Annotated in this window: 23 protein-coding genes; 7 read left to right on the top strand and 16 right to left on the bottom strand. The window is 62.2% G+C overall.

The genetic code is table 11. The annotated features are described in order from the left end of the window. Positions 1–188: 188 nt before the first annotated feature. From DXT74_RS15560 to DXT74_RS15540, 5 genes are all read right to left on the bottom strand, one after another. Positions 189–548 carry a hypothetical protein gene (locus DXT74_RS15560; protein WP_043641870.1) on the bottom strand — a complete coding sequence of 120 codons (360 nt, stop codon included), beginning with the start codon at positions 546–548 and terminating at the stop codon, positions 189–191. Positions 549–808: 260 nt separating this feature from the next. Next, positions 809–1,174 carry a hypothetical protein gene (locus tag DXT74_RS15555; protein ID WP_081554739.1) on the bottom strand — a complete coding sequence of 122 codons (366 nt, stop codon included), beginning with the start codon at positions 1,172–1,174 and terminating at the stop codon, positions 809–811. 295 nt (positions 1,175–1,469) lie between these two features. Further along, positions 1,470–1,841 carry a hypothetical protein gene (locus DXT74_RS15550; RefSeq protein ID WP_043641871.1) on the bottom strand — a complete coding sequence of 124 codons (372 nt, stop codon included), beginning with the start codon at positions 1,839–1,841 and terminating at the stop codon, positions 1,470–1,472. A gap of 529 nt (positions 1,842–2,370) precedes the next feature. Further along, entirely contained in the window at positions 2,371–2,883 is a 513-nt protein-coding gene (locus DXT74_RS15545) for a glutathione binding-like protein (RefSeq protein WP_231138345.1), read from the bottom strand. 176 nt (positions 2,884–3,059) lie between these two features. Beyond that, entirely contained in the window at positions 3,060–3,533 is a 474-nt protein-coding gene (locus DXT74_RS15540) for an Lrp/AsnC family transcriptional regulator (protein WP_176219467.1), read from the bottom strand. A 139-nt stretch (positions 3,534–3,672) separates the two neighbouring features. Between DXT74_RS15540 and DXT74_RS15535 the strand changes: the two genes are divergently transcribed. Then, entirely contained in the window at positions 3,673–4,713 is a 1,041-nt protein-coding gene (locus DXT74_RS15535; protein ID WP_114152398.1) for a histone deacetylase family protein, read from the top strand. A 540-nt stretch (positions 4,714–5,253) separates the two neighbouring features. Here the strand turns inward: DXT74_RS15535 and DXT74_RS15530 are convergent. After that, positions 5,254–6,399, bottom strand: a complete 1,146-nt coding sequence (locus DXT74_RS15530; RefSeq protein WP_114154391.1) for an acyl-CoA dehydrogenase family protein — start codon at positions 6,397–6,399, stop codon at positions 5,254–5,256. Between the two features lie 189 nt (positions 6,400–6,588). On the opposite strand from DXT74_RS15530, the gene DXT74_RS15525 reads away from it, so the two are divergent. The 3 genes from DXT74_RS15525 (at position 6,589) to sbcC (ending at position 11,778) form a co-directional block, all read left to right on the top strand. Continuing rightward, positions 6,589–7,062, top strand: a complete 474-nt coding sequence (locus DXT74_RS15525; protein ID WP_194426423.1) for a hypothetical protein — start codon at positions 6,589–6,591, stop codon at positions 7,060–7,062. Between the two features lie 73 nt (positions 7,063–7,135). Continuing rightward, positions 7,136–8,356, top strand: coding sequence for an exonuclease subunit SbcD (gene sbcD, locus DXT74_RS15520; protein ID WP_194426422.1), 1,221 nt, complete (start codon positions 7,136–7,138; stop codon positions 8,354–8,356). Then, positions 8,353–11,778, top strand: coding sequence for an exonuclease subunit SbcC (sbcC, locus tag DXT74_RS15515; RefSeq protein ID WP_194426421.1), 3,426 nt, complete (start codon positions 8,353–8,355; stop codon positions 11,776–11,778). The genes sbcD and sbcC overlap by 4 nt, the downstream gene beginning before the upstream one ends. Positions 11,779–11,860: 82 nt before the next feature. Here the strand turns inward: sbcC and DXT74_RS15510 are convergent, their stop codons facing one another. Further along, the gene (locus tag DXT74_RS15510) at positions 11,861–12,340 is read right to left on the bottom strand and encodes a GNAT family N-acetyltransferase (RefSeq protein WP_194426420.1); all 480 of its coding nucleotides are present in this window, start codon (positions 12,338–12,340) and stop codon (positions 11,861–11,863) included. 83 nt (positions 12,341–12,423) lie between these two features. Here DXT74_RS15510 and DXT74_RS15505 point away from each other — a divergent pair, with 83 nt between their 5' ends. Beyond that, positions 12,424–13,362, top strand: coding sequence for a LysR family transcriptional regulator (locus tag DXT74_RS15505; RefSeq protein WP_231138196.1), 939 nt, complete (start codon positions 12,424–12,426; stop codon positions 13,360–13,362). Positions 13,363–13,532: 170 nt separating this feature from the next. Next, a complete protein-coding gene (locus tag DXT74_RS15500) occupies positions 13,533–14,198 on the top strand; it encodes an O-methyltransferase (protein WP_194426419.1) in 666 nt (221 codons plus the stop codon). A gap of 182 nt (positions 14,199–14,380) precedes the next feature. Here the strand turns inward: DXT74_RS15500 and DXT74_RS15495 are convergent, their stop codons facing one another. Then, on the bottom strand, positions 14,381–15,934 hold the full coding sequence (locus DXT74_RS15495; RefSeq protein ID WP_194426418.1) for an MFS transporter: 1,554 nt from the start codon (positions 15,932–15,934) through the stop codon (positions 14,381–14,383). 159 nt (positions 15,935–16,093) lie between these two features. Between DXT74_RS15495 and DXT74_RS15490 the strand changes: the two genes are divergently transcribed. Then, positions 16,094–17,056, top strand: a complete 963-nt coding sequence (locus DXT74_RS15490) for a LysR family transcriptional regulator (RefSeq protein WP_194426417.1) — start codon at positions 16,094–16,096, stop codon at positions 17,054–17,056. Here the strand turns inward: DXT74_RS15490 and DXT74_RS15485 are convergent. From DXT74_RS15485 to DXT74_RS15450, 8 genes are all read right to left on the bottom strand, one after another. Beyond that, entirely contained in the window at positions 17,007–18,026 is a 1,020-nt protein-coding gene (locus DXT74_RS15485) for a transporter (protein WP_194426416.1), read from the bottom strand. The two genes, DXT74_RS15490 and DXT74_RS15485, sit on opposite strands and share 50 nt — an antisense overlap. A gap of 386 nt (positions 18,027–18,412) precedes the next feature. Next, positions 18,413–18,913, bottom strand: coding sequence for a hypothetical protein (locus tag DXT74_RS15480; protein ID WP_194426415.1), 501 nt, complete (start codon positions 18,911–18,913; stop codon positions 18,413–18,415). A gap of 24 nt (positions 18,914–18,937) precedes the next feature. After that, positions 18,938–19,312: a DUF6708 domain-containing protein gene (locus DXT74_RS15475; protein ID WP_194426414.1), complete on the bottom strand. Its 375-nt coding sequence runs from the start codon at positions 19,310–19,312 to the stop codon at positions 18,938–18,940. Continuing rightward, positions 19,276–19,872: a DUF6708 domain-containing protein gene (locus tag DXT74_RS15470; RefSeq protein WP_194426413.1), complete on the bottom strand. Its 597-nt coding sequence runs from the start codon at positions 19,870–19,872 to the stop codon at positions 19,276–19,278. The genes DXT74_RS15475 and DXT74_RS15470 overlap by 37 nt, the downstream gene beginning before the upstream one ends. Positions 19,873–20,085: 213 nt before the next feature. Further along, positions 20,086–20,676, bottom strand: coding sequence for a putative type VI secretion system effector (locus DXT74_RS15465; protein WP_317647089.1), 591 nt, complete (start codon positions 20,674–20,676; stop codon positions 20,086–20,088). 9 nt (positions 20,677–20,685) lie between these two features. Beyond that, positions 20,686–21,435, bottom strand: a complete 750-nt coding sequence (locus tag DXT74_RS15460) for a putative type VI secretion system effector (RefSeq protein ID WP_194426411.1) — start codon at positions 21,433–21,435, stop codon at positions 20,686–20,688. 11 nt (positions 21,436–21,446) lie between these two features. Next, a complete protein-coding gene (locus tag DXT74_RS15455; RefSeq protein WP_194426410.1) occupies positions 21,447–24,338 on the bottom strand; it encodes a T6SS effector BTH_I2691 family protein in 2,892 nt (963 codons plus the stop codon). Positions 24,339–24,383: 45 nt separating this feature from the next. Beyond that, the gene (locus DXT74_RS15450) at positions 24,384–25,295 is read right to left on the bottom strand and encodes a DUF4123 domain-containing protein (protein ID WP_194426409.1); all 912 of its coding nucleotides are present in this window, start codon (positions 25,293–25,295) and stop codon (positions 24,384–24,386) included. Positions 25,296–25,298: the final 3 nt, after the last annotated feature.

Here is a 25,298-nt window from a genome sequence, read left to right as displayed (position 1 = left end):
GGACGCAGCACGGGGGGTGTTGCGGGTGTTCTAGGTTCGAGGTGGGCGCCCGCCTGCGTTGTTGTCTGTGTGTGCAGGGCGGGCGGTCGCGGGTAACTGTCGTCAGTCATGGTGTTTCCTTGTAAGAAATGGGAGCTTGAAAATCCCGCGCCGCCGCGGAAGAGCGGAGGCCGGCGTGGGACGATGAATCAGGGTTGAGCCAGAGGGCGGACCCCGGCGGACCACTCTGGCCGGACCTGACCGGGCAAAATGTCCAGTCGGACCCGGGCCAGCGGCAGATTGCCTAGCCTTTGCATGATGGCCTCGAGAAAGTGCATGGAGGCGTCGCTGCGGGAGCGGAACTCCGTGGCCAGCATCCAGTTGGCGGGCGCGCCGGAGGCCTGGCACTCGCCCACCAGCAGGGTTTCGTTCCAGCTGGACACTTTCAGCCCGTGCCCTTGCGCGGCGGCACGGATTTCCCGGCGGGCGGCCTTCACCGCTTGCGTGGGGCAGATGACCGACAGCTGATAACGCTGCGGCCGGATGTTGTGGCGGATGATGTCGTTCATGGCGATCTCCTTGCAATCCGGCTTCCGTCGTGTGAGGACGTGCCGGTCCCTGCCTTACGGCATGCAGGCAATGACAGGGTTGTGTTTGACGGTGGCGAGGCGCGCGAGCCTATCTCGCCGCCGTCAGGCGGGGGAGATCAGGCGGTGCGGGCGGCCTCGGGTCTGCAAGATCGGGGTTCCGGTTCTTCAGACATGGCTGGCCTTTCGTGGCGAAGAGGGTTAAACGGCGCGCAACAGCGCGGCGGACATTGATCGAATGCTCAGGCGCTGGCCGCCCAGCGACGGGGCGTTGCCCGCGTCTCCGGCTTGCGACGGCCCCAGCGCACTCGATGGATTTCCGGTATTTTGCTCAGGCGCAGCGCCATTTCGTTGAAGGCGCGGCGCAGGGCCACAGGGCAATCCAGCCGTACGCTCAGGCAGGCTTGTCCTGCGGCGGAGGCGGGTGTGATGGTGACGTGGGTCGCCGTCAGGCCCAGAGTGTGCATTTCCCAGAATAATTGTTTGCGCAGCGCGGTAATCACCGGGATGTCGCAAATCACATTCAGATGGCAGCTGGTTTCGTCTTGGCGTTTGCTTGGGGTGCGCGCGAGATAATTAAATAACCAAGCCAGTTTATTGTGGCGCATGTTTCACTCCCTCATTTTCATTTTGAAAATGCGACAGACAGCATTATTCCCTTTCTGTGTTTTATAGACGCAGAAATGAAAATATATTCAAGGGTCGATTGCGATGGTCGGCGGCGGCTAATTGGCCGGTCCCGCTGTCGCAATAAGGGAGAGGCTCAGATCAGCAATACGCCAAAGGCCGGCGCGGTCGCGGTTCAGGGTCTTCAATCAACATCAGAACCTCCTGCTGGCTGGCAGCGTGTGCGTTTCAAGAATGCGCGCGGATTTGCCCGCGCCCGGAAAGAATTGGGGCTGGTCAGTGTGCCAAGTGGGCACGTTGGGCCAGCAAAAAGGCGCGATTGGGCACGCGCGGGCGCTGTGCGTGGCGCGCCCAGTGAACTCGGTTCACCTGCGGCAGCTGGCAAAAATGCGCGGCGAGCTGATTCAGGCAACGGCTAGCCACATCGGGGCAAGCGAACAGCACGCTCAAACAGGCCAGGTCGTTGTCGCCGGCGGTCAGGGCGATGCGTTCCACTTCCAGGCCGCGGGCGTGCAGCTGTTTGGCTGCTTGTACGCGCAGCATGGTCAGGTCCGCATGGACGCAAAAAATGTTCAACTGATAAACGGCGGCCGGGGCGATGGTTTTGCCTGGGCGCAGCAAGGCTGCCAGTTTGGTGATCAAGCGCATGATGATTCCTCCCGTTGGCGATGCAAGGAGGACGCGACGAAGATCCGAAGGCAAGCGCCGTCAAAGGGAATCCGTGCGCAATGAGGCGGCAAACCGCCCGTGCGGCGCGAATCTGGGGATGTCTGAAATGGGAGGCCGTTTGGCCTGGGTTCCGGCTCGCACTGGACTGCGCAATAGGCGCGCCGCTGATGTGCGTTGTTGCCGAATTTTTAGACACCACACCCTGTCATTGCAGGATGTGGCAGAGAAAAGGTTCTGCTAAATCCTGCAAGACGGCGTTGCGATACAAGATCGACTACTTCCGTCGTTGTCCACGATGAACCTTTGCAGTATTTGAGATGCCCGGATTATAGGGGGCTTTGAGAGGATAGGCAATCCTTAATCAGACTTTTTTACATTTTTGTGTGCGCCGCAACACTAAATAAGCCGTGAGCATGGAGGGAAATGAAAACGCGGGCTGCATTGTCTTGAGCAAGCCGGCCCATGTTGGAGATATTCTCTGGCTTTGACGTTAATTAATATCACGCCTTCAATCGGCGCCGTAAGCGTAAGGTCCGCCTTTTTCCAGCGCGATTTGATAAGCCGGGCGGGCGTGGATGCGTTGCAGGAAGTCCAGCACATGAGGATGCTCTTGCGTCAGAAGGCCGCGCGCGCGCGCCGCCTCCAGCGGAAAACTCATCTGGATGTCGGCGGCGCTGAAAACGGGGCCGGCAAACCAGCCGTTGCGAGCCAGGCTGCGGTCGGCATGACTCAACAGCGCATCCAATTGAGGCTTCAAATAGGCGTGGCGGACGCCGTCTGCCAATTTGCGCGCCAATGCCCGCAGCAGCCAAGGCACCGGCGGCTGGTCCAAGCGCGAGAACACCAGGCTCATCACCAGCGGCGGCATCAGCGAGCCTTCGGCGTGATGTAGCCAAAACAGGTAATCGCTGTGTTCCGGCGCGGCTGAGGCGGGTTTGAGCCGTCCTGAGCCGTAGGTGTCCACTAGGTATTCGACGATGGCGCCAGACTCGGCCAAGCTCAGTTCGCCGTCGCTGATCACCGGAGACTTGCCCAGCGGATGTATCGCCTTGAGTTCCGGCGGAGCAAGCAGGTGTACGGATCGCGCTGGTAGTGTTGAATTTGGTAGTGAAGATTCAACTCCTCCAGCAGCCAGAGCACGCGTTGCGAGCGGGAGTTGTTCAAGTGATGGACGGTAATCATGGGCGGTTCTCCTTGTTAGATGGGGAGCCGGCTGCCGGCTTTGACTTCGCGCAGCGCCAGGCTGGAATGGATGGAGTGCAGGCCCGGCGTGCGGCGCAACACGGTCTCGATGAAGTCGCTGTACGCGTCCAGATTGGGCGCGACTACTTGCAGCAGGTAGTCGGCGTCGCCGGTGATTTTGTGGCAGGACAGCACTTCCGGGCGCTCTCGCATCTGATCTTCAAAGCGGTTGGGGGCATCATCGGCGTGTTCTCCGAAGCTGAGCCGGACGAAGGCCAGTACGTCGTAGCCCAGTTTGCGGCGGTCCAGATTGGCCTGATAGTCCTTGATGTAGCCGGCTTCCTCCAGCCGTTTCAGGCGGCGCCAGCATGGAGTTACGCTGAGGGATAGCCGCTCGGCCAGCTTGGGATTGGACATGGCGCCATCCTGTTGCAACAGCCTTAGAAGAGTTAGATCCGTTTCATCTAGTGAATTTTTGAGTCTGTTCATACTCAATTTCCGACAATATCGTTGATTTCTTGCTCCAGATTAGCGCCTGAGGCGGCGTAAAAGCAAAACTATTCCAGCGGCCGCGGCGCATACTGGGTCTTTCCTTATTTATTCGAAAAGCAAGCAAGGAGGGCTGACGATGCTGACAATTTACAGTGACGCGCACCATCTGCATCACGGTTGCGAGTTGAAGGATGGGGTGTTGATGCCTTGTTTTGAGCAACCGGGGCGGGCGGATACCATCTTGGCGCGCGTGAGGGCGACGGGGCTGGGCCCGGTGGCCGCGCCGCGTGAATACGACAGCGCGCGCTACGCCCGGGTTCACAGCCCGCGCTATGTTCGTTTTTTGGAGCGGGCCTGGGATGAGTGGACAGCAAGCGGGCGCAGCCATGATGCGCTGCCGTTGATTTGGCCGGTGCGCGATCTGCGCGGCGATATCGAGCCGGAGTTTATCGATGGCAAATTGGGTTTTTACGCGATGGACGCCGGGGTGGCGATCACCGCGGGAACCTGGAAAGCGGCGCGCGCCAGCGCCGACGTAGCCTTGACCGGAATGGATGCTTTACTGGCAGGCGAGAGAAGCGCCTTCGCCTTGTGCAGGCCGCCCGGCCATCACGCGGCGGCGGAGTATATGGGCGGTTATTGCTATCTGAACAATGCGGCGATCGCCGCGCAGTCCTGCCTGGACGGCGGTGCCGGCAAGGTGGCTTTGCTGGATGTGGATTACCATCACGGCAACGGAGGGCAGAGCATTTTCTACCAGCGTGAGGACGTGATGTTCCTGTCCCTGCACGGCGATCCCAAATATTCCTATCCGTATTTTTCCGGCCATCGCGACGAAACCGGGGCGGGTTCCGGCCTGGGCTTCAATCACAATTACCCGCTGCCGCATGGCACCGGTTGGCCGGCCTACAGCGAAGCCTTGAACCATGCTTGCGGTCGGATAGCCGCCTATGCGCCGGATGCGCTGGTGGTCTCGTTGGGCGTGGACACCTTCAAGGATGATCCGATCAGTCAGTTCCGTCTGGAGAGCGAGGACTTCCTGCGTTTGGGAGCGCGCATAGCCGAACTGGGTCTGCCGACCTTGTTTGTGATGGAGGGGGGCTATATGGTGGACGACATCGGCGTCAACGCGGTGAATGTGCTGGCGGGCTTCCAGGCGGGCGGTGTTGGTGTTTGACCTGGGTCAGTCCGGCTGCGAATAAAGCGCTGGACGGGCTGTCGGCAAGCCGAGCTTGTGAAAAAAATGTAAAAAGCATAGAGTGGCGGGTGTAAAATTGCTTACACCCGACAACTTCAGAGTTATTTCTCATGAAAAGCGGCCATTCCGACTCCGCGGATCGAAGTCCCAACGCGTTTTATCAGCATTTTTCGCCTCATATATCCTTGGCTGGCGCCAAGCGCCAGGCCAAATGGAGGCTCAGCGCCCGGCAAGAGGAAGTTTTGCTGCATGCGGCGCTGATCGCTTGTATCGCATTGGTGGCGCTGTTTGCTTACCTGCGCCACTAAGAAACTGTTCAAAGTCTGCTGCGCTTCGTGAAGCGTTGCACGGTGAGTACAAGCTCAAAATGCTCATGTACCAATTGGCCATTCCGCTTTTTCGCTGGTTTTCGCCTTGTCTCGCTCTTGCTCGCGAGACTATGAACAGGTTCTAAGCGCCAACCCAACATTTTGAGCGCAAAGCCTGCGCCGTCGATGTGCGGCTGACATTGAACCAGTTCTAAGCCGGCTGCGGCTGTTCCGCGTGGTGAATCTCGCGGCGCAGCTGCTTCAGCGTAGGCGTCACGATGGCGATGAAGCTGGCTTCGCGCAGCCGGCGTTGCGCCGGGCTCGACAGCAAATAGCCGGCGGCGCCGGCGTGCAATTGGGCCGACATCGCCGCGCGCAGGCATAGTTCGCTGACCTCTGCGCGCAGCCGCAACACGCGAGGAGGCGCGGCCTGGCCCGCCTCCGCCAGCGGCGCCAGCGTTTTTGCCTCGCGCCACAGCGCGGCCAGTTCCGCCGCCAACTCCTCATAAGAATGATCCAACCAGCGGTTTTGCTCGCCATCGCGCAGGTTGGCGGCCTGGATGTCGTCCAGACAACCCTGCACGATGCCCAGGCCTACCGCCGCTTGAGCCAGTACGAAGCCGGGGCGCACGCGGCGGATGAAGCCGACGAAGGCCGCCGGTTCTGCCAGTACGCGTTCCGAAGGAATCAACACCTGATCCAGCTTCACGCACAAGGTGCGGGTACCGCTCATGCCAGCGATGGGCGGGCCGGCGTTCAACCGTACCCCTGGGGCATCGCAGTCTGCGAGGAAAACCAGTTTGCCGCCGTCGGAGCAGCTTGCCGCCGCGACGAACAGATGGCCGGCGCCTAGGTTGGACACCCACGGCAGTTCTCCGCTGATCCGATACCCCCGAGGGCAGAGCTCGGCGCGCAAGCGCATAGCTTCCAGGCCGGCAAGGTGTTTGATGGCGTTGGACAGGCCGGGGCCGCCCAGCCTGCGGCCGGCGGCCAGCTCGGACAGCATCGCGCTCAACTCCTCCCGCGGCGCGGCATGGCGCAGCAAGTAGACGCAAGCGCTTTGACACCAGGCGAGGAAGGCGGTGCTGCCGCACGCCGCGCCCACCTCGGAGATTGAGGCCATCAGCGTGGCCAGGCCCAGGCCGCTGCCGCCTTGCTCGGCGGGCAACAGGGCGGCGTAGGCGCCGTCCTCGCCCAGGCCGCGCAGCATGGCCTGGGGGTAGAGCGCTTGTTGGTCGATGGCGGCCGCCTGCGGCGCCAACTGTTGACGCACGCGCCGATCAATGCGGCGCAGCAGGGCTAAGGATTCGGCTTGATGCATGGCGCTGGGCAAGGGTAGTTGAAGAATCAGCGGCATTCTGGGCGCGATGGCTGTCGCTGTCCATGCCTACAGCATGGCGTCTGTGTGTATGGATCGCGCGCTCGGGCGGAACTTGGCGGTGTTTCATGGCTCTATTCTGCTTGCCCGTCCCCTGTCTTCATTCACACCGTTCCCGTCGCGCCTATGGCGCGGGAAATCAATATCGCGGAACGGGGAAAGGTTCCAATGAGAGCATCTCCCACCCTTACCCTTGGTCTGCTGCTGGCCGCGCTGGGCCTGGCAGGCCCCAGCCTGGCGCTGGACCTGGATCTCAAACCGGCTCCGACCGAAGCGCCCAGCCCGGCGGTCAAGCCGCTGCCGGGCTGGAGCCAGGGGTATGACAGCAAGCGCTTCAGCTATCCGCCGTCCGAACAAACCCGCAGGCTGGCGGACCAGGCGCTGCAAAGCAAGCAGGAGCCCAAGACGCCCGTGGATTGCCAAAGCCATCCCGGCTACGCCTATTGCGAGCCCAAGAACGCGGAACGCAGCCACATTCCCGCTCCGCGCTCGCCCATGGGCAGCGCAAAGCACTGCGACCAGGACCCCTATGCGCCGCAGTGCGCGGACAGCGCGTTGCAGCTGCACACCCGCAGCAGCAATTGCGCGCCGGACGATAGAAACTGCCAGGGGCTGGGTCTCAGCCTCAAGTGGGGCGACTGAGCCGAGGCCCAGGGCTGGACGAGGCCCGGCAAGCGGGTAAACTGCCGGGCATTGATTCCATTGAGCGGCCGGCATGCGCATTCTCCACACCTCGGACTGGCACCTGGGCCAGCATTTCATCGGCAAAACCCGCCTGGCGGAGCACCAGGCCTTCATCCACTGGCTGCTGGAGCAGGCGGAAAGTCGCCAGGCCGATGCCGTGCTGGTGGCCGGAGACATCTTCGACACTGGCGCGCCGCCCAGCTATGCGCGCGAGCTCTACAACGGCCTGATCGCCCAGGCTCACCGTGCCGGCGTGCAACTGGTGCTGTTGGGCGGCAACCACGACTCCGTGGCCACGCTGGCGGAAAGCCGCGCGCTGCTGTCCTATCTGTCCGCTTGCGTGGTGCCGGCCCTGAGCGAAGACCCTGCAGAACAAGTGTTGATCCTCAAACGCCGAGACGGCGAACCGGGCGCGTTGCTGTGCGCGCTGCCCTATATCCGCCCGCGCGACGTGTTGCGCAGCCAGGCGGGCCAGAGCGCGGAGCAAAAGCAGCAATCCTTGCAGGACGCCATCCGAGAGCGCTACCAGCAGGTGTACGGGCAGGCGCTCCGCCTGCGCGAGCGGCTGGGCCGGCCGCTGCCCATTATTGCCAGCGGCCATCTGACCACGGTGGGCGCCAACGCCAGCGAATCCGTTCGCGAGATCTACGTTGGCGCGCTGGAGGCCTTCCCCAGCAACGCCTTCCCGCCTGCTGACTACATTGCCCTCGGCCACATCCACCGGCCTCAGAAAGTGGGCGGCCACGAACATATTCGTTACAGCGGCTCTCCCATCCCGCTGAGCTTCGACGAAGCCGGCCAGGGCAAGGAGGTGCTCTTGGTGGAGCTGGACGCCCAGGGCTTGCGCGGCGTGACGCCGCTGGAGGTGCCTTGCTTCCAGCCCTTGCGTTCGGTGCGCGGCAGCCTGGCGCAGCTGCCGGCGCTGTTGGCCGAGGCGGTTGAAGCCGGCTCCGCCGAACGGCCGGTGTGGCTGGAAGTCGTGGTGAGCGCCGACGACTACTTGAGCGACCTGTCCGCCCGCGCGCAGGCAATGTGCGCGGAACTGCCGCTAGAGCTGTTGCGCGTGCGGCGCGAGCGCGGGCAGGCCGCCTCAGGACTAGCCTCGACCGCCGGCGAAACCCTGGCAGAGCTGACGCCGCTGGACGTGTTCGAGCGCCGGCTGGCGCTGGAAACGCTGGAGCCGCCGTTACAGGAGCAATTGCGCTTGCGCTACCGCGAAATCCTGGCCTCGCTGCAGGAGGAACAGGCATGAAAATCTTGACCCTGCGCCTGAAAAACCTCAATTCGCTGCAAGGAGAGTGGAAGCTGGACTTCAGCGCCGAACCCTTCGCCGGCAGCGGGCTCTTCGCCATCACCGGCCCCACCGGCGCCGGCAAATCCACATTGCTGGACGCCATCTGCCTGGCGCTTTACCACAAGACGCCGCGGCTGGACGCCGTGACCCAGGGCAGCAACGACATCATGAGCCGGCACACCGCGGACTGCCTGGCGGAGGTGGAGTTCGAAGTCAAAGGCCGGCGTTACCGCGCCTTCTGGAGTCAGCGCCGCGCGCGCGACAAGCCGGACGGCGCGCTGCAGGCGCCCAAGGTGGAGCTGGCCGAAGCCGACGGCGAGATCCTCAGCAGCCAGGTGGCGGACAAGCTCAAGCGCATCGAAGCCATCACCGGGCTGGATTACGAGCGCTTCACCAAATCCATGTTGTTGGCGCAAGGCGGCTTTGCCGCCTTCCTCAATGCCGACTCCAATGCGCGGGCCGAATTGCTGGAGGAACTGACCGGCAGCGAAATCTACGGGTTGATCTCGCAACAGGTGTTTGAACGCGCCCGCGATGCCCGTCAAACCCTGGAGCAATGGCAGGCGCGCGCCGACGGGGTGGAACTGTTGGCGCCGGAGCAGCGTGAGGAAATGGAAGCGAGGCTGGCCGAGCTTGGCGCGGCCTCGCGCCAGGCGCAGGCGGATTGGGAATTGGCGCGCAAGCAGTGGCAGTGGCGCGAAGCTCTTGAGCAGGCGCGGCGTCAGAGCGCGAAAGCCGACGGCGAATGGCGGGAAGCCTGCGAGCGAGAAGCGCAGGCGGAGCCGGAGCTGGCGCGTTTGCGTGGCGACGAACCGGCGCGGCGCATCCAGCCGCAGTGGCGCGAAATGGAACAGGCGCGGGCGGAACTGCGGCGTCTGGAGGCGGAGAGCCAGGCGCTGCGGCAAGAACAAGCGGCGTTGAACACCGACTGGCAGGCCGGCCACTGGCGAGCCTTGAGCCTGGCCCGTCGGTTGGAGCGGACTGAAGGCGCGCGTCTGGACGCGCTCAAGGCCGTGGCGGATGAGCAAGAGGCGGCCGCCCGGCGTCTGGGGCATCACGCTTGTTTGGGCGAACTGCTGGAACGCTGGCGCGCCGGCTTCGAACAACAGGAACGGTTGCGCCAACAGCGCGACGGCTGCGCCGCGCGCATTGCGGAATTGGACGCGCAAACACTGCGCCAGCGGCGGGATCTGGCGGCCTTGAGCGCGGAAGTCGAGGCGCAGGAGCGGCGAGGCCTCGAGGCCGCCGACCAGCTGCGGCGGGTGGAAGAGAACGGGCGCGCGGCGCTGGACGGCCGCAGCCTGGCCGAATGGCGCGAGCAATGGCAGATTACGCTGCGGCAAACCACGGTTTTGCGCGGCCTGGCGACGTTGGCCGCCGAACTGAAGCCGCTGGAAGCGCGGCTGGCCGGCCGGCGCGAGGAGAGGGCTGCGCTGGAAGCCGAACATGCCCGCCATGACGCGGACTTGCAGCGGCTGCGCGCCGATTATCGACAGGCGCAGGAGCAAGCGGCGGACAAACGGCGGTTGCTGGAACAGGAACGGCGTATTCTCAGCCTGGAGCAGCACCGGGCCGCTTTGCGGCCGGGCGAACCCTGCCCGTTGTGCGGCGCCAGCGAGCACCCGGCGGTGGCCGCTTATCAGTCCCTGGACATCGGCGCCGCCGAGGCGGCTTTGAACGCCAAGGAGGCCGCGCTTGAAGCCCTGCGCGAACAAGGCCAGCAGGCCGCGGCGCAACTGGCGCGAGACGAAGCGCGGCTGCGGCAGTTGGATGAATCGACGGAACAGGAGCAAGCGCGCCGCGAGCGTTTGGCTGAGCAATGGCTGAGCGAGGGCGCGCCCTGGGGGCTGACGGACGGGGACTGGAGCGGGCCCAGGCTGGAACAAGTCAGCCAGGATGCCGAGCGGCTGCAACAGCGGCAGGAAAGCGCGCTGCGCGCCGCGGAACAGGCGGAAGCGGCGCTGGAACAGGCGCGCGGGGACGCGCGGCGTCAGAGCGAGGCCGTCCAGGCGCTGAGCCAGGAGCGGGTGTTGCAACAACAAGGTCTGCAGAATCTGGAGCAAAGCCTGCACACGCTGCGGGGCGAGCTTGCGCAGCGCGAGGCCGAGTTGCGGGAACTGGCCGATGGGCGCGACGCCGACATCGTCGCCGCGGGATTTGTTGCGCCGGAATCCGGACGGGAGGCGGGCTGGCTGGAACAGCGCGCCGCCGACTGGCAAGCCTGGAAGGATTTGGAGCAGGCCCGCCGGCAAGGGGAGGCAGACGCGAAGGTCCAGGCCGCCGCGCATCGGTTGGCCGGCGAACGCGTTGCGGATTGGGAAGCGCGTTGGCGGAAGCTGGAGCTGCCGGACGGCGCGCCCTTGCCGGACGATGCCGACGTCGAGGCCGCTTGGCTGGCCGCCGTCGCGGATTGCGAGGCGCTGGCGCGGAGCTTGGCCCGGAATCGGGGTGCGCTGGAACGGACGGAAAGCGACGCCGTGCGCCAACGGCAACGCGCGGAGGAGGCGGAGCAGGCTTGGGACAGGACCTTGGACGCCAGCCCGTTTGCGGACGCCGCCGCCTTCCTGGCGGCGGCCTTGCCGGAGGAGGAGCGCGAGCGTTTGGGCGCATTGAGCCGACAACTGGAACAGGAGCGGCTACGCGCTGCGGCGTTGCGGCAGCAGGCAGCGGAACGGCTGGAAACGCTGGAGCGGGAAAACGTTTCAGACCAACCAGAGCCGGAGCTGCGCCAGCGAATGGAGGCGCTGGACGCCGAGAGGCAACGCCTGGCCGGCGAGGACGGGGCCTTGCGCGCCTTGCTGAACAACGATGCCGCGCGCCGTGACGGCCAGCGAGAGCTGTTTGCCCGCATCGACGGCCTGCGCGACGAGGCGGATGTCTGGCAGCGGCTGAACGGCTTGATCGGCTCCGCCGCCGGCGACAAATACCGCCGCTTTGCTCAAGGCCTGACGTTGGAGCATCTGGTCACGCTGGCCAACCGCCATTTGAGCCGGCTGCACGGCCGCTATTGGCTGCGCCGCCGCGCAGACGGCGAGTTGGAGTTGGAAATTGTAGACAGCTGGCAGGCTGATGCGGCGCGGGACACCCGTACCCTCTCCGGCGGGGAAAGTTTCCTGGTCAGCCTGGCGCTGGCACTGGCGCTATCCGACCTGGCCAGTCACAAAACCTCGATCGATTCCCTGTTTCTGGACGAAGGCTTCGGCACCCTGGACGGCGAAACGCTGGAACTGGCGCTGGACGCTTTGGACGCGCTCAATGCCGGCGGCAAAACCATAGGCGTGATCAGTCATGTGGAGGCGCTGAAGGAGCGCATCCCGGTGCAGATCCGGGTCAGCCGCGCGGGCGGCGCCGGTTGCTCCGTGCTGGCGGTAAGCGGCTGAGAACCCGTTCACGGTCTGCTTCGCGTAGAACGCCTTGCCTCGCTCTTGCTCGCGAGAGCTAAAGGCGTTCTATTGGGCAGATTTAGCCGGAGGCGAAGTCGGAGAGGGCGGCGCCGTCCATCCGGTAGCGCACCCATTCCGCCTGCGGCTTGGCGCCGATGGACAGGTAGAAATCGATGGCCGGCTGGTTCCAGTCCAGCACGCTCCATTCAAAGCGGCCACAGCCTTGCTCCACCGCCAGCTGTGCCAGGCGGCGCAGCATCAGCTTGCCGGCGCCGCCGCCGCGCTGCCGCGGCGAAATATACAGATCCTCCAGGTACAGCCCCTTCTTGGCTTGCCAGGTGGAGTAGCTGAAGAAGTAGACGGCGTAGCCGGCCGGCTCGCCGTCCACTTCGCAGATCAACGCCCGCGCCGGGCTGTCCGCGCCAAACAGACTGGCGACGATGCCGGCCTCGGTGGCGGCAACCTGATCGCCGGCGCGTTCGTAAACGGCCAGCTCCTTGATAAAGCGCAGAATCAGCCCGGTGTCTTGGGCCTGGGCGGGACGGATGTGGATGGACATGGGCAGGGCCTGAATCGTAGTGAACGGATAAACCGCTATACTACGGCCAAGACAAACTGCATGTGCTGCATTGTTTTCAATTCATGATGAACATTTTGCATTCCGATCTGCGCCGTTTGGATCTCAACCTGCTGCTGGTCTTCGACGCGCTGCTGCGCCAGCGCTCGGTCAGCGCCGCCGCCGACGAACTGGCGATGAGTCCGTCCGCGTTCAGCCACGCGCTGGCGCGGCTGCGGGCCGCCTTGGGCGACGATCTCTTCGTCCGCATCGGCAATGCGATGCAGCCCACGGCCTACGCCGAGCGGCTGGCCGGCGCGGTGAGCGCCGCGCTGGAAACGCTGTCGCAAGGGCTGGCTCAGGCCGGCGGCTTTCAGCCGGAACGCAGCGAGCGCGCCTTCGTGATGGCGGTGACCGACTACACCGCCTTCGCGGTGATGCCGCGCCTGCTGGCGGGTTTGCAGCGGGCCGCGCCGCGGCTGCGATTCAAGCTGGTGCACTCGCGCGGCCGCGAGTCCGCCGAGGATCTGGCCGCTGGACGCATCGACTTCGCCCTGGGCTATGTAGAAGACATCGCGGAACCCGCTGCCGGGATCGAAAGCTTCGATTGGCTGGAGGACCGCTACGTGGCCATCGTCAGCCGCGCCCACCCCGACATTCGCGGCAGCCTCAGCCTGGAGCAATACCTGGCGGCGCGCCACGTGGTGGTGACGCCGTGGGGCGAAACCCGCGGCGGCATCGATCGGGCGCTGGAGCGGCGGGGCCTGCGCCGCGACGTGGCGCTGCAACTGCCGTCGGTGCTGGCCGCGCCTTTCATCATCGCGGAGTCAGACTGGGTCATGACCCTGCCGCGGCTGGCGGCTGAGGCCTTGAGCCAGGCCGCGCCCATCGTCGTCCACCCCGCGCCTTTCGATATTCCGTCCTACACCCTCAAGGTCTATAGTCACGCCCGGCACGGCCGCAGCGCCGCCCATGATTGGCTGCGCGCGCAATTGCGCGCCTGCGCGCCCTTGCTCCAGGACTAGCCGATCCTCGTCGCCTTGATATCGGTCATAGCCTTTCCCATGAGGGAAAACCCCCTGGGCGCAATGACAGGCTCGGCGTTGCTTGAGCCCGCAATGCGCTTATCATGTGGCTTCAACCATGCGCGGCCAAGACGGGCCATCGCCCAGGGCGGCTGCGAGAGGAGAAGCCGATGCAAGCAGAATGGAGCGGCCTGGACCGCTATTACACCGCGGCGCTGCAGGTAGAGGACAGCGCCTTGAACAGCGCCTTGTCGGCCAACGCCGCCGCCGGCCTGCCGGCGCAGGACGTGTCGCCGCTGCAAGGGCGCTTTCTGCACATCCTGGCGCGTTTGATGCAGGCGAAGCGGGTGCTGGAGATTGGCACCCTGGGCGGCTATAGCACCATCTGGCTGGCGCGTGCGCTGCCGCCCGGCGGTAGGGTGGTGACGCTGGAAGCCAATCCCGCGCATGCGGACACGGCGCGGGCTAATCTGACCGCCGCCGGCGTGGCGGAGAAGGTTGAGCTGCGCGAAGGGCCGGCGCTGGACAGCCTGCCGCTGCTGGCCGGGGGCGAACCCTTCGACCTGATCTTCATCGACGCCGACAAGCCCAATAATCCGGCTTATCTGGAGTGGGCCTTGAGGCTGGCGCGGCCCGGCGCCGCCATCGTCGGCGACAATGTGGCGCGCGGCGGCGCGGTGGCCAATGTGGTCAGCCAGGACCCCAGCGTGCGCGGCGTACGCCGTTTCCTGGAAGACATGGGCGCCGAGCCGCGGCTGACCGCAACCGCGCTGCAGACGGTAGGCGTCAAGGGTTGGGACGGGTTTTCCATCGCCATTGTCAATGAAATGGCCTGAGAACCTGTTTACGAACCGCTGAGCGTTGTGAGACGTGGCACGGGGAGTACCGTTTCAGAATGCTCATGCGCCACTTGCACACTCCGCTTCTTCAGCCATTTTCGCCTTGTCTCGCCTTGGCTCGCGAGATCGTAAACACGTTCTGAGCGCCGGTTCATGGGCGAGCAAACCGGCGCCCGCGCTCAAGAGCCGGCGGAATCCAGCGCCGGATCCGTGGCCGTCTGCTCCGCTTGCGCCTGGCCGGCGCCGCGCAGGAACAGCGCCACCACCAATGCGCTGAGCACGGTGAGGCCGGACAGCACCGTCAACAGCCGCTGGAAAGCGGCGGCGTAGCTCTGGCTTAAGGTTTCCGGCGACAGGCCGGGCAACAGCTTGCCGGTGGCGGACAGTTTGCCCAAGGCGCCCTGGCTGGCGGCCGCGGCCAGAGTCTGCGGCTCCACCGTGGACACAGCGGCCAGCCGCTGTTGCAGCAGCGCCGCCAGCAGCGCGCCCACCAGGGCCAGCGCAATGCCTTCGCCCGCCACCCGCGTGGTGCTGAAAATCCCGGCGGCCATGCCGGCGCGCTCCTTGGGCACCACGCTGACAGCCAGGCCATCCATCAGGCCCCAGGGCAGACTGATGCCCACGCCTATCAGCACCAAGGGCCACAGCGTCTGCTGCAACGCGGACAGTTGCGGGTAACGGCTCAGCCACCACAACCCCAGCGCGCACAGCAGCAAGCCGCCGGCGGACAAAGCCGCAGCAGAAAACCAGCGCGTCAGCCAGGCCGCGCACAACGGCAGCGCCAGCATGGGCGCGGACAAGGCCAGCATCACCCGGCCGGCCTCCGCCTCGCTAACGCCCTCCGCGGCCACCAGACGCAGCGGCAACAGCACCAGCAACACCACAAAGGCGTAAGCCGGCGCGGCGGCCAGGCATTGGACGCCAACGAAGCGCGGGTAACGGAACAGGCTCAGGTCCAGCATCGGGCGCGCCGCGCGGCGCTCCAGCGTCACGAATAGCCAGAACGCCGCCGCGGACCCCAGCAGCAGGCCAATCACCAGCGGGCTGTTCCAGCCCCGCTCCGGCGCGGCCAGCGCGCCGTAAGTCAGCAGGCTCAGCGCCAGCGTGAAGCTGAGCGCGCCCGGCCAATCCAGGCCAGTGGCCTGCGGATCGCGCGATTCACGCATGCAATAAGCGGCCAGCCCCAAGGCGAGCAGCCCCACCAAGCCGGCCAGCGCGAAAATCGCGCGCCAGCCCAAGGCCTGAATCAGAAGACCGCACAGCAAAGGGCCGAAGGCCAGGCCGATGCCGAAGGTGGTGCCTATCAGGCTGAAGGCGCGCGTGCGCGCCGCGCCGGCGAAGCTTTGCGCCAGCGCCGCCAGTCCGCTGGCGAAGGACAGCGCCGCGCCCAGGCCCTGGACCGCGCGCCATATATCCAGCCATAGCAGGCTGCCCACCAGGAACAAGCCCAGCGAGGACAGCGAGAACAAACCGACGCCCAGCAGAAACACCCGCTTGCGGCCGTATTGATCGGCCAGCGCGCCGGCCGCCATCAGGCTGCCGCCGAAGGTGAGCATGAACGCGTTGGTGACCCAGGTTAGCGCCAGCGCGTCGCCGCCCAGCTCACGGCCTATCGCCGTCAGCGCCAGCGCCGGGCCGGTGAAGCTGAGCGGCATGGTCAAGGCGGCTAGGCATACGGCGGCCAGGGTTAGAAGATGGGCGCCTTGGGAGGGCGCCGGTTTGGAAAGCTGCATGAGTTCGCCTTTTCAAAGAGTGGGACAAGCGCCCGCGCGCTGCTTGCGGGCGGATACGGATGGTCATTGGGCGAAAACATGATAATTTGGCGGCAATTGACGAAAAATAGGCTATTCGTCCAAACTAGGCGGACAAAAACTCCGCAATAAGGGCGTTTCATGGATAGTTTGAGCGGCTTGGCCGCCTTTGTGCGCGCCGCCGAGGCGCAAAGCTTCGTCGGCGCCGGCCGCGCGCTGGGGGTGTCCTCGTCCGCCGTGGGCAAGAGCGTGGCGCGGTTGGAAGAGAAGCTGGGCGTGCGGCTGTTCCAGCGCAGCACCCGCCACGTGCGGCTGACGGCGGAGGGCGAGCTGTTCTACGAACGCTGCCGCCGCATTCTGGACGACATTGACGACGCCGAGGCCGAATTGGCGCAAAGCCGCGCCACGCCGCGCGGCAAGCTGCGGGTCAGCCTGCCGGTGATAGGCTATCGGATGCTGCTGCCCATCTTGCCGGACTTCATGCAGCGCTATCCGGAAGTGGAGCTGGATCTGGACTTTTCGGACCGCATGGTGGACGTGATAGAAGAGGGCTGGGACGCGGTGGTGCGCAGCGGTCCGCTGGCGGATTCCCGGCTGATGGCGCGGCCGCTGGGACCGTTCCGCCTGCTGGTGGTGGGCTCGCCTGGCTATCTGCGTGAGCGCGGCACGCCGCAAAGCCCGGAGGAGCTGGCACAGCACGCCTGCCTGCGCTACCGCTTTCCCAGTACCGGCAAGCTGCAAACCTGGGCGCTGGACGGCACGCCGTCCGGTCAGGACTGGCCGCCCAGCAGTGCCATGAGCTGCAACAATATCGAGGCGCTGATCTGCGCCGCCAGCCAGGACCAGGGCCTGGCTTACCTGCCGGATTTCATCGTGCGCGACGCGCTGGCCGCCGGCCGGCTGCAAACCGTATTGGCGCCTTACCTGAACCAGACCGGCCTGTTTCACGTGGTATGGCCATCCAGCCGCCAGCTGTCGCCCAAGCTGCGCGTCTTTGTCGATTTTCTATGCCAGCGGCTGTTCGCGCCGCCGGACGGAACCGCGGCCGCGAAGCCTACACGCCGCGCTGACGGCGGAACGCCCACCAGCCGGCCAGCAGGCTGAAACTGGCCACCAGCAGCACCAGCACCCAGAAACCGTGCGGGTGATTGGCCAAGGGCACGCCGCCCACATTCATGCCAAAGAAGCCGGCGACGATATTGATGGGGAGCGCCAGCACCGTCACCAAGGTCAGCGTGAACAGGGTGCGGTTGCTTTGCTCGTTCAGGCGCGCGGCCAGCTCTTCCTGCAAGAGCTTGATGCGCTCCACCAGCGCTGACAGGTCGTTCAGCGTCAGCGCGAACTCCTCCGACGACTGGCGCAGCGCCTGCGCATCGGCGGCGTCCAGCCAGGCCGGCGGCCGGTTCAGCAGGCGGAACAGCGCGCTGGGCTCCGGCGCCAGCAGGCGCTGCAAGCGCACCAGCGAGCGGCGCATCGCCGCCAACTGCGCGCGCTGATCGTCCAGCCTTTGCGCCAGCAGCCGGTCCTCCAGCACATCCACTTGCGCGCCGCTGGTCCGCACGATGCCCGCCAGCGCATCCGCCTGGTTCTGCAGCAAATGCACCAGCAAGGCCGCCGGCGAACGGAAAACCGCGCCGCCGCGCACCGCCGCGCGCAGCCGGTCCACCGAATGCAGCGGTTTGACGCGGGCGGTGATCAGCACCCGCGGCTGCGCATGCGCCCACAGGGTGGCGATGTCCGACGAGGCTAGACCAAAGCTGAAGGCCACATCGTTGATCACCGCCAGCAAGGCCAGATCCAGCAACTCGATGCGGGTAGAGTTGGAACCGCCGCGCAAGGCCTCGAAGAAATCCTCCTGCAGCGGCAAGGCCGCGCGCAGCCAGCGCTCGCTGGCGGCATTGGCCAGATTGAAATGCAGCCATAGAAAGGCGTCGCCGTCCGGCGGCGCGCGCAGCCAGGCTTGCGCCTGAGCGGAATCGATCTCTTCGCCGGCGCAATCCGGATGAAAACGAAAGCCGCAGATCAGCCCGGCCTGGTCCGAGCCGTATTGCTGCTGGGTAATGGTGTGGTTCATGGCGCGCGGCCGACATGATGGAATACAACTCAGCTTAGGCGCGGCGAATGACGGAATGGTGACGATGAGATGACGGGCGGCCTTGAAGCCTGTTCAGGGCCTCATCTTGAAGTGAGCCAGGGCCACGTTCTTGAGTAGCTGTTTTTCTTGTTTGGGGGAATGAAAAAGTGGGGGTATGCGGCAAGCGAGCTTATTCTGAGCGGAAATGAACACTACGCAGTAAAACAAGGCGGCGAATAAGCCTTCCATAATCAGGGCGGAGGCAAAAGACATCCCTAATGCAACAAGATGTGAGGAAGCGGTAGGGTGATAGTTTCTTAATAAAAACCCGGATAGTATCGAGACAAAAAATATAAGCTGCATCGCGATACTTGGCCCGCTCTGGCTTAGCTTATTGATAAAAAAGGCTTTGCGATCAGTAATGGTGTTGACAATGAGAAAAATAGACGCGCCCCCTTTTTAGAAAACTCGCTGGTGGTCAGTATGACGGCTTCGTTAAACTTTTGAATGTGGATCTTAAGGCTATTAATGGGAATGAGTAAAAACAAAAACCAGCAAGCCATGGCGGACAGGGAGGGTCTGCCAATGTAGTAGGCGGAAATAATGAAAATGCTGGGAAAAAGCAGCGCTGATAGAGCGAGTGTAACGAAGGAAATAGCTCTGGCGACAATGGTTTTTTTCTGAGCCTTCATGACCCAGAGATTAACTCCTGTGAGAACTATGGCGATGGCGAGGTAGACTGAGGCTATGGTCCATGAGGTTTTGACGTTTGAATGACTCGCCTTATAGGTCATGGCCAGAGCAGAGGGAACCATCAGCCATGAAAAAAATATTGCCGCCTTGGAAGGCGCGTTTGGCGATGGCCTTATGTTTTTTTGTTTAGCCATTAATGTTTAAAAGATTGTATAGGTTCATGGGTTCATTGAGGCATCGCGATAATAGGGGTCGTCAGGGGGGACTAGGCATTGCTTTTCCACACTCTCGGGCCAGACAGGGATGTTACTTGTTCGCATTGCAAGCCATCTATCAGGATAGGTAGCTATATAAATCAATAAAAACGCCAGCCTCACCGACAAGGGCATGGTGTTTACATAAAAATCATTGCGCTGCACACCAAACCAAAATGCTTCTCTTTGCTTAGCAATCGGCAGGCAAGCTTTGACTTCCTGGATGACGCTGGCGGGGCCATCCTCCATATAGCGGCGGATGAACTCCCAATGCTGTTTCAGCAGCTCCCGGTCTTTCGCCCCTACCGCCAACTCTGAGAAGGCGAAAGTGGCGGACACCTTGCCTTCCGCATCCAGCTTGTGGGCCTGAATCTCCCAGGTATTGCTTTTGCCCAGACCCAGGCAAAAAAACTGTGGTCCCAGTCAAACTCCACGATCTTTCCTCCGGGTTGGAACGCGAATATTTTCCTGGATTTCCTGTTTAGACGGATCGGGTAGTGGGTCAGCGCGAAGGCCTCTTTTCTTAACAGCCAGATCAAGATGCTGCCTATCAAGCCGGGGCCAAACAGCAGCAGCAACACCGCCTGGGTCCAGGCTTGTTGCTGGGAATAATAGGGACTGGTACTGGCGCCGCTGGCAATCAGGATGAAATCCAGCGCGATAGTAGCGCAGCCTATGGGAACGATGTAGAAGATGGCCAGCAGCACGCTACTCATCACGCCCTTCCAGCGGAAATACTTGTCCACCAGTTCTAGATAAGTGCTGTTGATCCTGATTACGGCCAACTGATAAGCCAGTGGTAAATCCAGTTTTTGGTGGATGTTCAGAGCGTGCTCAAGCTCTAAACGGGTCAAGGGGCGGTTGATGGCGTATTTTTGATATAAGCCGGTATATTCCATGGTTGTGAGGGAGTAATGGACGTCATGCCCGTCTAGATTGGGTTCAGTAGTTGAAATACATTACGCCAAATGCACCAGGGTCACCTGGTTTGCGCTTTGTGCGTTTGGGGAGGTCGATATTGTCGGGGTCTGGCAATCCTAATGCTTTAAAAACCTGCGTGGCCGCGTGCACGTACATCATAAATTTTCTTCCAGTGACGAGCGAGTATGTTCCTAGGAATAGATAATACATAAATATAGTCGCATACAAATACTCTGCTCCAAAAAAAGAGAACAGTTTCTCTTTCCCCCGATAAGATCAAATATTGTAAATAATATCGGGATAAATATGGTCGCCAAGAAAGTTGTTGCTAGAAACCACCACTTGTTGATGGTGGTGATGTGAGATTTTTTGCCGCGAGAGCAATGTGGGTATAAGGCAATGGTGCAGTCTTGAGGTCTCGCAATGGCGATGATTTCAAAGTAGCCCTCTTGGAATGTACCGATTAGTTCTACTTCATCTCCATTTTTAAATGGGCTAAACCATACCCAGCCTTTTGCGGGGTGCCCATTAACTTCCATCTCAACGTAGTCGGCCTGCTCGCGTAAGTTGGTTGCATCCCTGGCGGTATTGGCCGCGATGCCAGCAGCTCCTGCCAAGGCTCCTGCAATGGCTGACAGGCTCATGATGTTGCGGTCGCGGTCGGTGAAGAAGAAGTTGGCCATCTCTCGCGTTTTTTTGTAGCGGGAAATTTTACCGCGGATTTTGCCTAGCTCTGTAGAGGAGGTAAGGGGCGCTAAGCTGTTGGGTGATGACGCAGCCATATCTGGGGCTTAGTAGTTGAAATACATCACGCCGAATGCGCCAGGATCACCTGGTTTACGTTTAGTGAGCTTGGGTAAGTCCGTGTTATCGGGGTCTGGAAGTTTCATTGTTTTAAAAACTTGTGTTGCGGCTTTGACAAACATCATGAATTTTTTTCCAGTCACAAATGAATATATCCCAAATAATGCATAGGAAGCAATGCCGATGTATATGTAATTAAAGTTGATGAGCGATTTAAACAGCTCAGATGAGATAAAGAGGTCGACAATAAAGAGGAAGGCCGGGAATGCGATCCATAACATAAAAGATACAGAGAGCGCCCACCATTTTATAATATTTTTTATATGTGAATTTTTCCCTCTGGAACAATGGGGGTAGAGTGCAATGATCCGATCTTTTGGCCTTAAGATGGCGATAATTTCAAAATAACCCTCCTGTTGTGTTCCAATGACTTCTACTTCATCTCCTGCTTGAAAGGGGCTAAACCAGACCCAGCCTTTCGCCAGCTGGCCATCAACGTTCATTTCAACATAGTCAGCCTCTTCGCGTAGATTTGCTGCATCTCTAGCCGTGTTTGCCGCCATGCCAGCTGCGCCAGCTAGAGCCCCTGCTATGGCGGCTAAACCCATGATGCTGCGATCATGGTCGGTAAAAAAGAAGTTGGCTAGGTCTCTGGTTTTTCTGTAGTGGGAAATTTTTCCGCTGATTTTACTTAGCCCAGTGTCTGGGTTGTGGTTGATAGTGCTATCTACAAGCATGATGATTTATCCTAAACTTGTTCAGCTGTCTTTGGCTTGGTGAGGATTTTGTCCAAAGACTGAGTTAGGTTGGTAATATTGTTTGGTGCTTTGGGATTTTTGTGATCAACACCAAATGGTGTTTGGCTGATCCATATCTGTAGATCATCCTCCTCTAATGCCCAAATGATACCTTGTACAACAAAAACAGTTAATGTGATCCAACTTCCTACAGTCATGAAGATGATGCGGCTCGCCAGTATTGCGGTAGCCCGTGCTCCAATGATTGCAGAAGTTTCTGCAATCGCAACATTGCTGCTTACTCGCATAACTATAGGCGCTGCATAGGTGAATGTTGATAGGGCAGATACGCTTAGTCCGGCAAATCCAATAAATGCCTTAAATGTGTAAAGATAGGCTATTGAATTTTGTCCCTTCTTGTAGGCGCTTTCTGCTCCCTGTGCATCTTGAATGACTCCGATTCCATTCGCTGCAGCCATCAACAAACCGCCCATCAGTTTTAGGCGCTGTATGCTGCGGGCTTGCTCGCCGCCCTGCATGACCTTGCTCAGGGGCAGGCTCATGATATCGATGGCCTGGGCCGTCAAGGCCAGGCCAGAGGCGGCCAGGCTGGCGTAGACAGCGCCGTCCTTCTCGTTTTGCAGCAACAAACGTCCCAGGTAGACCCCTTCTATCATCATCACGAGCAGAGTCAGGCGGGCGTCCTTGACCACGGACAGATGGTCTTTGGGCTTCTCCACCCGCAGCTTATTGTAGGCCTGCTGCAGTTTGGCCCCCTGAGTCCGGCGGTATTCAGCCTCTTTGCGCAATGCTTTTTGCAAGCGTTTGTTCTTGGTGCGTTGGCTTGGCTCTTTTTTCCTGTTGAGGTCTGCGCGTTGGCGGAAATCCGCATACTCGGCGGCCACCAAGGCCTTGATGTCGGCGGTGCTGACCAGCGCGCGGCAAGCCAACACCATTTGCAGCAGCTTTTCGCCCAGATAGATCTCGGCCTTGTCCAGTTTTAGGGCTGCGCCGGCGCGGCCGGCGGCTGGAGCGAAGGCCTTGATGATGGAGTTGCCGGCGGTAACGATTACGTGGTCTATCTGCCCGGTGCGCGCGGTGAGGAGGCTGACCCCGAAGGCGGTTTTGCCTTGGGGGCTGCGGGCTTCAAGGTTGTTCTCGTACAAGGCGGCATTTTCCTTGTACATGTCCAGCAGCTTCTGGAAATAGTTCTTGGTGGTTTCTATGGTGTGCACCGCCGCGTCGCTATACGGCGTGTCCTGGTTCTGCTTGGCGTCCTTCAGCGCGGTTTTCAGCTCGGTTGCTATTTTCTTCTGATTGAGCGCCAGAGCGCGATAAAGCACATTGTTGCGCGCTATCGCCACGTCCTTGGCCCAGGCTTCCAGTTTGGCCTGCCCGCTGATGGTGACGTTGATGCCGCTGATGGCGTGGCCGATGACGGCTTCGAACTCGATGCCGTCCTTGGGATCGGCGTCGTGGTAGTCCTCCAGCGTATCCAGGAACAAGGGCGCTTGCAGCCAGCGCAGCAGGGCGCCCACGGTTTTGTTCTGGCGCTCGCGGATGGCGGTGTCCAGCTCGTTTTGGAATTTCTGGAAGTTGGACAGGCGGTCCGGGTCGATTTTCTTGCGATATTTGGGCCAGCTGCGGTCGCCAGCTTGTTCGATGTTATTGTCGTAGTTTTCGCCGCGTTTGCTTCGGAAGGCGGCCACCTTGGCTTTGAGCGCGGCAATCTGCTGGCTGCGTTGCGGTTCTGGGACGCGGCGCAGATCGATGGCGTCCAGTTCGTTGGGCGCGATAGAGGCCGGGATTTGCCAGCCAGCCCATTGGTCTAGCAGGTTGCACACTTCCAGGCGCTGGCGCTTCAGCACCGGGTCTTGCAGTTTGGCGATGGCGGAGCGACGCTGAGCCATAACGGCCGGGTTGTACCAGGTGGAGGTATCGCGCCGCATCATGTCGTCCTGGAATTTCTCCTGACCTTCCTGGGCCTGGGCGCTCAGTGATTGCCGGATGTTTTCCAATGCCTGGATTGTGTGCAATTGGAAGCCGCGTTCCTCGGCAAATAGCAATGCCAGGCCGGCGCTGTCGTTGACATAGCCGTTAAGCTCCTGGGCGGTGCCGATGGCGTCCCACAACGCCAGGATGTGCGGGGTATTGCTGCCGCCGCTTTTCTTGGCGCGCGCCTGCATGAATTGCAGGCTTTCCTCGGCCTTGCCGCGGCGCGCGTGGATGGGGTAGCGTGTATAGTTTTTGTCCACCCGGGCCTTGTCGTAGCTGCCGTCTTCCTTGCTGAAGGCTTCGGTCTTGGGGTTGTAGGCCAGTTGGGCGGGCTGGTAGCCAGGGTGGTATTCCATCACCGCTTCGATCGCGGCCTTGCTGGCGGTGGTGCCGTGGGCGTTGGAGCTGCCGGTGGCCATGGCCTTGGGGTCTATCGCCTGCATGCGGGCGGCGCGCAGCTTGGCGTCCTGGGCGTAGCGCTGCAGTGTCAGGTCACCCCATTTGTATTCGCTGAAGGCGATCCAAGTCGGGCCGCATTTTTCCGGCTGTTCGATGATCAGGTGGTGCAGCCGGCTATTGCTGTGGCCGGCGGTGCTGCAAACCACGCTTTCCCCGGCCGCTTTCGCCGCCTTGGGCGAGGGCTGTTTCAGCAGAACGCCGTCTTCGGTGACGCTATAGCATTCCCATAGATTGGAGCCACGCGCGTGCTTAGCATAAAACAAGTAGACGAAGCCGGCGCGCAGGGTGCGCAGCGCGTAATGGAAGTCCGCGTCCAGCGCGATGTCTTTGACTTTGTCGGCACAGGCCCAGGCGGGCAGGGTGGCTTTTACCGTTTTGGGCACCGGCGCGTAGCGTACCGGCATGATGGGCAGGCCGCTGGCCTGACAGGCTTTACACAGTTGGCTCATGATTGGCTGTGGTCCGGGATATGGGGTGCGTGATGTTGGCTGCGCTCAGGCGCTGGCGGCGATGGCCGCCCAGTCCGTTTCGCTGAGCGAATCCGTCAGCCCGCTGTAGAAGTCGTCCGCCTCGCGCCCCGCCAGCAGCGCTTGCACGCGGGGGTGCAGATAGAAACGGGGATGAACGGTGATGGCGTGCAGGGCGAAGCGGGACAAGTCCTCCTCGTCGTCAAAGCCTAGCGCGCTGGCATGGCGCAAGGCGGTGAAGGCGTGCAGGCGCGCGCTTTCCAGCTTGCCGTCGTCGCACTCCGGCGCTAGCTCGCGCCAGGCCAGCAGCGCGCGGTTGAGCGGGCCGATGCGCGCGATGTCTTCCCACAGGTCGGGTTCCCAGCGCGAGAGCGGGCGCGGCGCGCCCGCGACAGTTTGCGTCGGCTCCAGGCAAATGAGTTCGCCGGCTGGGTCCAACAGCCACCAGCGGCTGACCGAGCCCAATAGGCCGCGCTGCTGCGCGGCGTTCAACAGCGGCCACAGCGCCCAGCTTACCGCCGGGTCGTGCAGGCGCAAGAGATGGGTTTCGCCATTGGGCGTGCGACGTATCATTTGCCGGCCGATATGGGCGGCTGCCAATTTGGCGGAGCCGGCGATTTCCAGCCAGCCGGCCACGCGCCGGCCTTGCCCCTGCGTCAGCGCGTCCGGCTCGGTTTCCGCCTGCGCCTGGGCGATGCTGTCGGCCAGCGCCGGCGCGCCAGCGATCAGCGGCAGCCAGGCCGGCTGGCGCGCCGGGTCCAGTTGCGTGTGTTTCAGCGGCACGGGCAGGCCTTGCTGCCGGACTTGAGCGTCCAGTTCGGCCTCGGCTCCCGCCAGCGGGCGGCTGGGTGCGTCCAAGGCCAGCAATAGTTGCGCGCCGGCCTGCTGGCGGGCTTGCAACTGCCGCAGAATGGCGGCGTGTTGATTGGATGTTTGCATGGC

This window comes from Chromobacterium sp. Rain0013, from assembly GCF_015291765.1.
Classification (GTDB): Bacteria; Pseudomonadota; Gammaproteobacteria; order Burkholderiales; family Chromobacteriaceae; genus Chromobacterium; species Chromobacterium haemolyticum.
Note: the sequence above shows the minus strand (reverse complement) of the source record. Positions and strands in the feature narration are given on the sequence as shown.

Coding starts and splice junctions, on each gene's coding strand:
- DXT74_RS15560 (WP_043641870.1), bottom strand. CDS start 548: ATGAACGACATCATCCGCCACAACATCCGGCCGCAGCGTTATCAGCTG.
- DXT74_RS15555 (WP_081554739.1), bottom strand. CDS start 1,174: ATGCGCCACAATAAACTGGCTTGGTTATTTAATTATCTCGCGCGCACC.
- DXT74_RS15550 (WP_043641871.1), bottom strand. CDS start 1,841: ATGCGCTTGATCACCAAACTGGCAGCCTTGCTGCGCCCAGGCAAAACC.
- DXT74_RS15540 (WP_176219467.1), bottom strand. CDS start 3,533: ATGAACAGACTCAAAAATTCACTAGATGAAACGGATCTAACTCTTCTA.
- DXT74_RS15535 (WP_114152398.1), top strand. CDS start 3,673: ATGCTGACAATTTACAGTGACGCGCACCATCTGCATCACGGTTGCGAG.
- DXT74_RS15530 (WP_114154391.1), bottom strand. CDS start 6,399: ATGCCGCTGATTCTTCAACTACCCTTGCCCAGCGCCATGCATCAAGCC.
- DXT74_RS15525 (WP_194426423.1), top strand. CDS start 6,589: ATGAGAGCATCTCCCACCCTTACCCTTGGTCTGCTGCTGGCCGCGCTG.
- sbcD (WP_194426422.1), top strand. CDS start 7,136: ATGCGCATTCTCCACACCTCGGACTGGCACCTGGGCCAGCATTTCATC.
- sbcC (WP_194426421.1), top strand. CDS start 8,353: ATGAAAATCTTGACCCTGCGCCTGAAAAACCTCAATTCGCTGCAAGGA.
- DXT74_RS15510 (WP_194426420.1), bottom strand. CDS start 12,340: ATGTCCATCCACATCCGTCCCGCCCAGGCCCAAGACACCGGGCTGATT.
- DXT74_RS15505 (WP_231138196.1), top strand. CDS start 12,424: ATGATGAACATTTTGCATTCCGATCTGCGCCGTTTGGATCTCAACCTG.
- DXT74_RS15500 (WP_194426419.1), top strand. CDS start 13,533: ATGCAAGCAGAATGGAGCGGCCTGGACCGCTATTACACCGCGGCGCTG.
- DXT74_RS15495 (WP_194426418.1), bottom strand. CDS start 15,934: ATGCAGCTTTCCAAACCGGCGCCCTCCCAAGGCGCCCATCTTCTAACC.
- DXT74_RS15490 (WP_194426417.1), top strand. CDS start 16,094: ATGGATAGTTTGAGCGGCTTGGCCGCCTTTGTGCGCGCCGCCGAGGCG.
- DXT74_RS15485 (WP_194426416.1), bottom strand. CDS start 18,026: ATGAACCACACCATTACCCAGCAGCAATACGGCTCGGACCAGGCCGGG.
- DXT74_RS15480 (WP_194426415.1), bottom strand. CDS start 18,913: ATGGCTAAACAAAAAAACATAAGGCCATCGCCAAACGCGCCTTCCAAG.
- DXT74_RS15470 (WP_194426413.1), bottom strand. CDS start 19,872: ATGGAATATACCGGCTTATATCAAAAATACGCCATCAACCGCCCCTTG.
- DXT74_RS15465 (WP_317647089.1), bottom strand. CDS start 20,676: ATGGCTGCGTCATCACCCAACAGCTTAGCGCCCCTTACCTCCTCTACA.
- DXT74_RS15460 (WP_194426411.1), bottom strand. CDS start 21,435: ATGCTTGTAGATAGCACTATCAACCACAACCCAGACACTGGGCTAAGT.
- DXT74_RS15455 (WP_194426410.1), bottom strand. CDS start 24,338: ATGAGCCAACTGTGTAAAGCCTGTCAGGCCAGCGGCCTGCCCATCATG.
- DXT74_RS15450 (WP_194426409.1), bottom strand. CDS start 25,295: ATGCAAACATCCAATCAACACGCCGCCATTCTGCGGCAGTTGCAAGCC.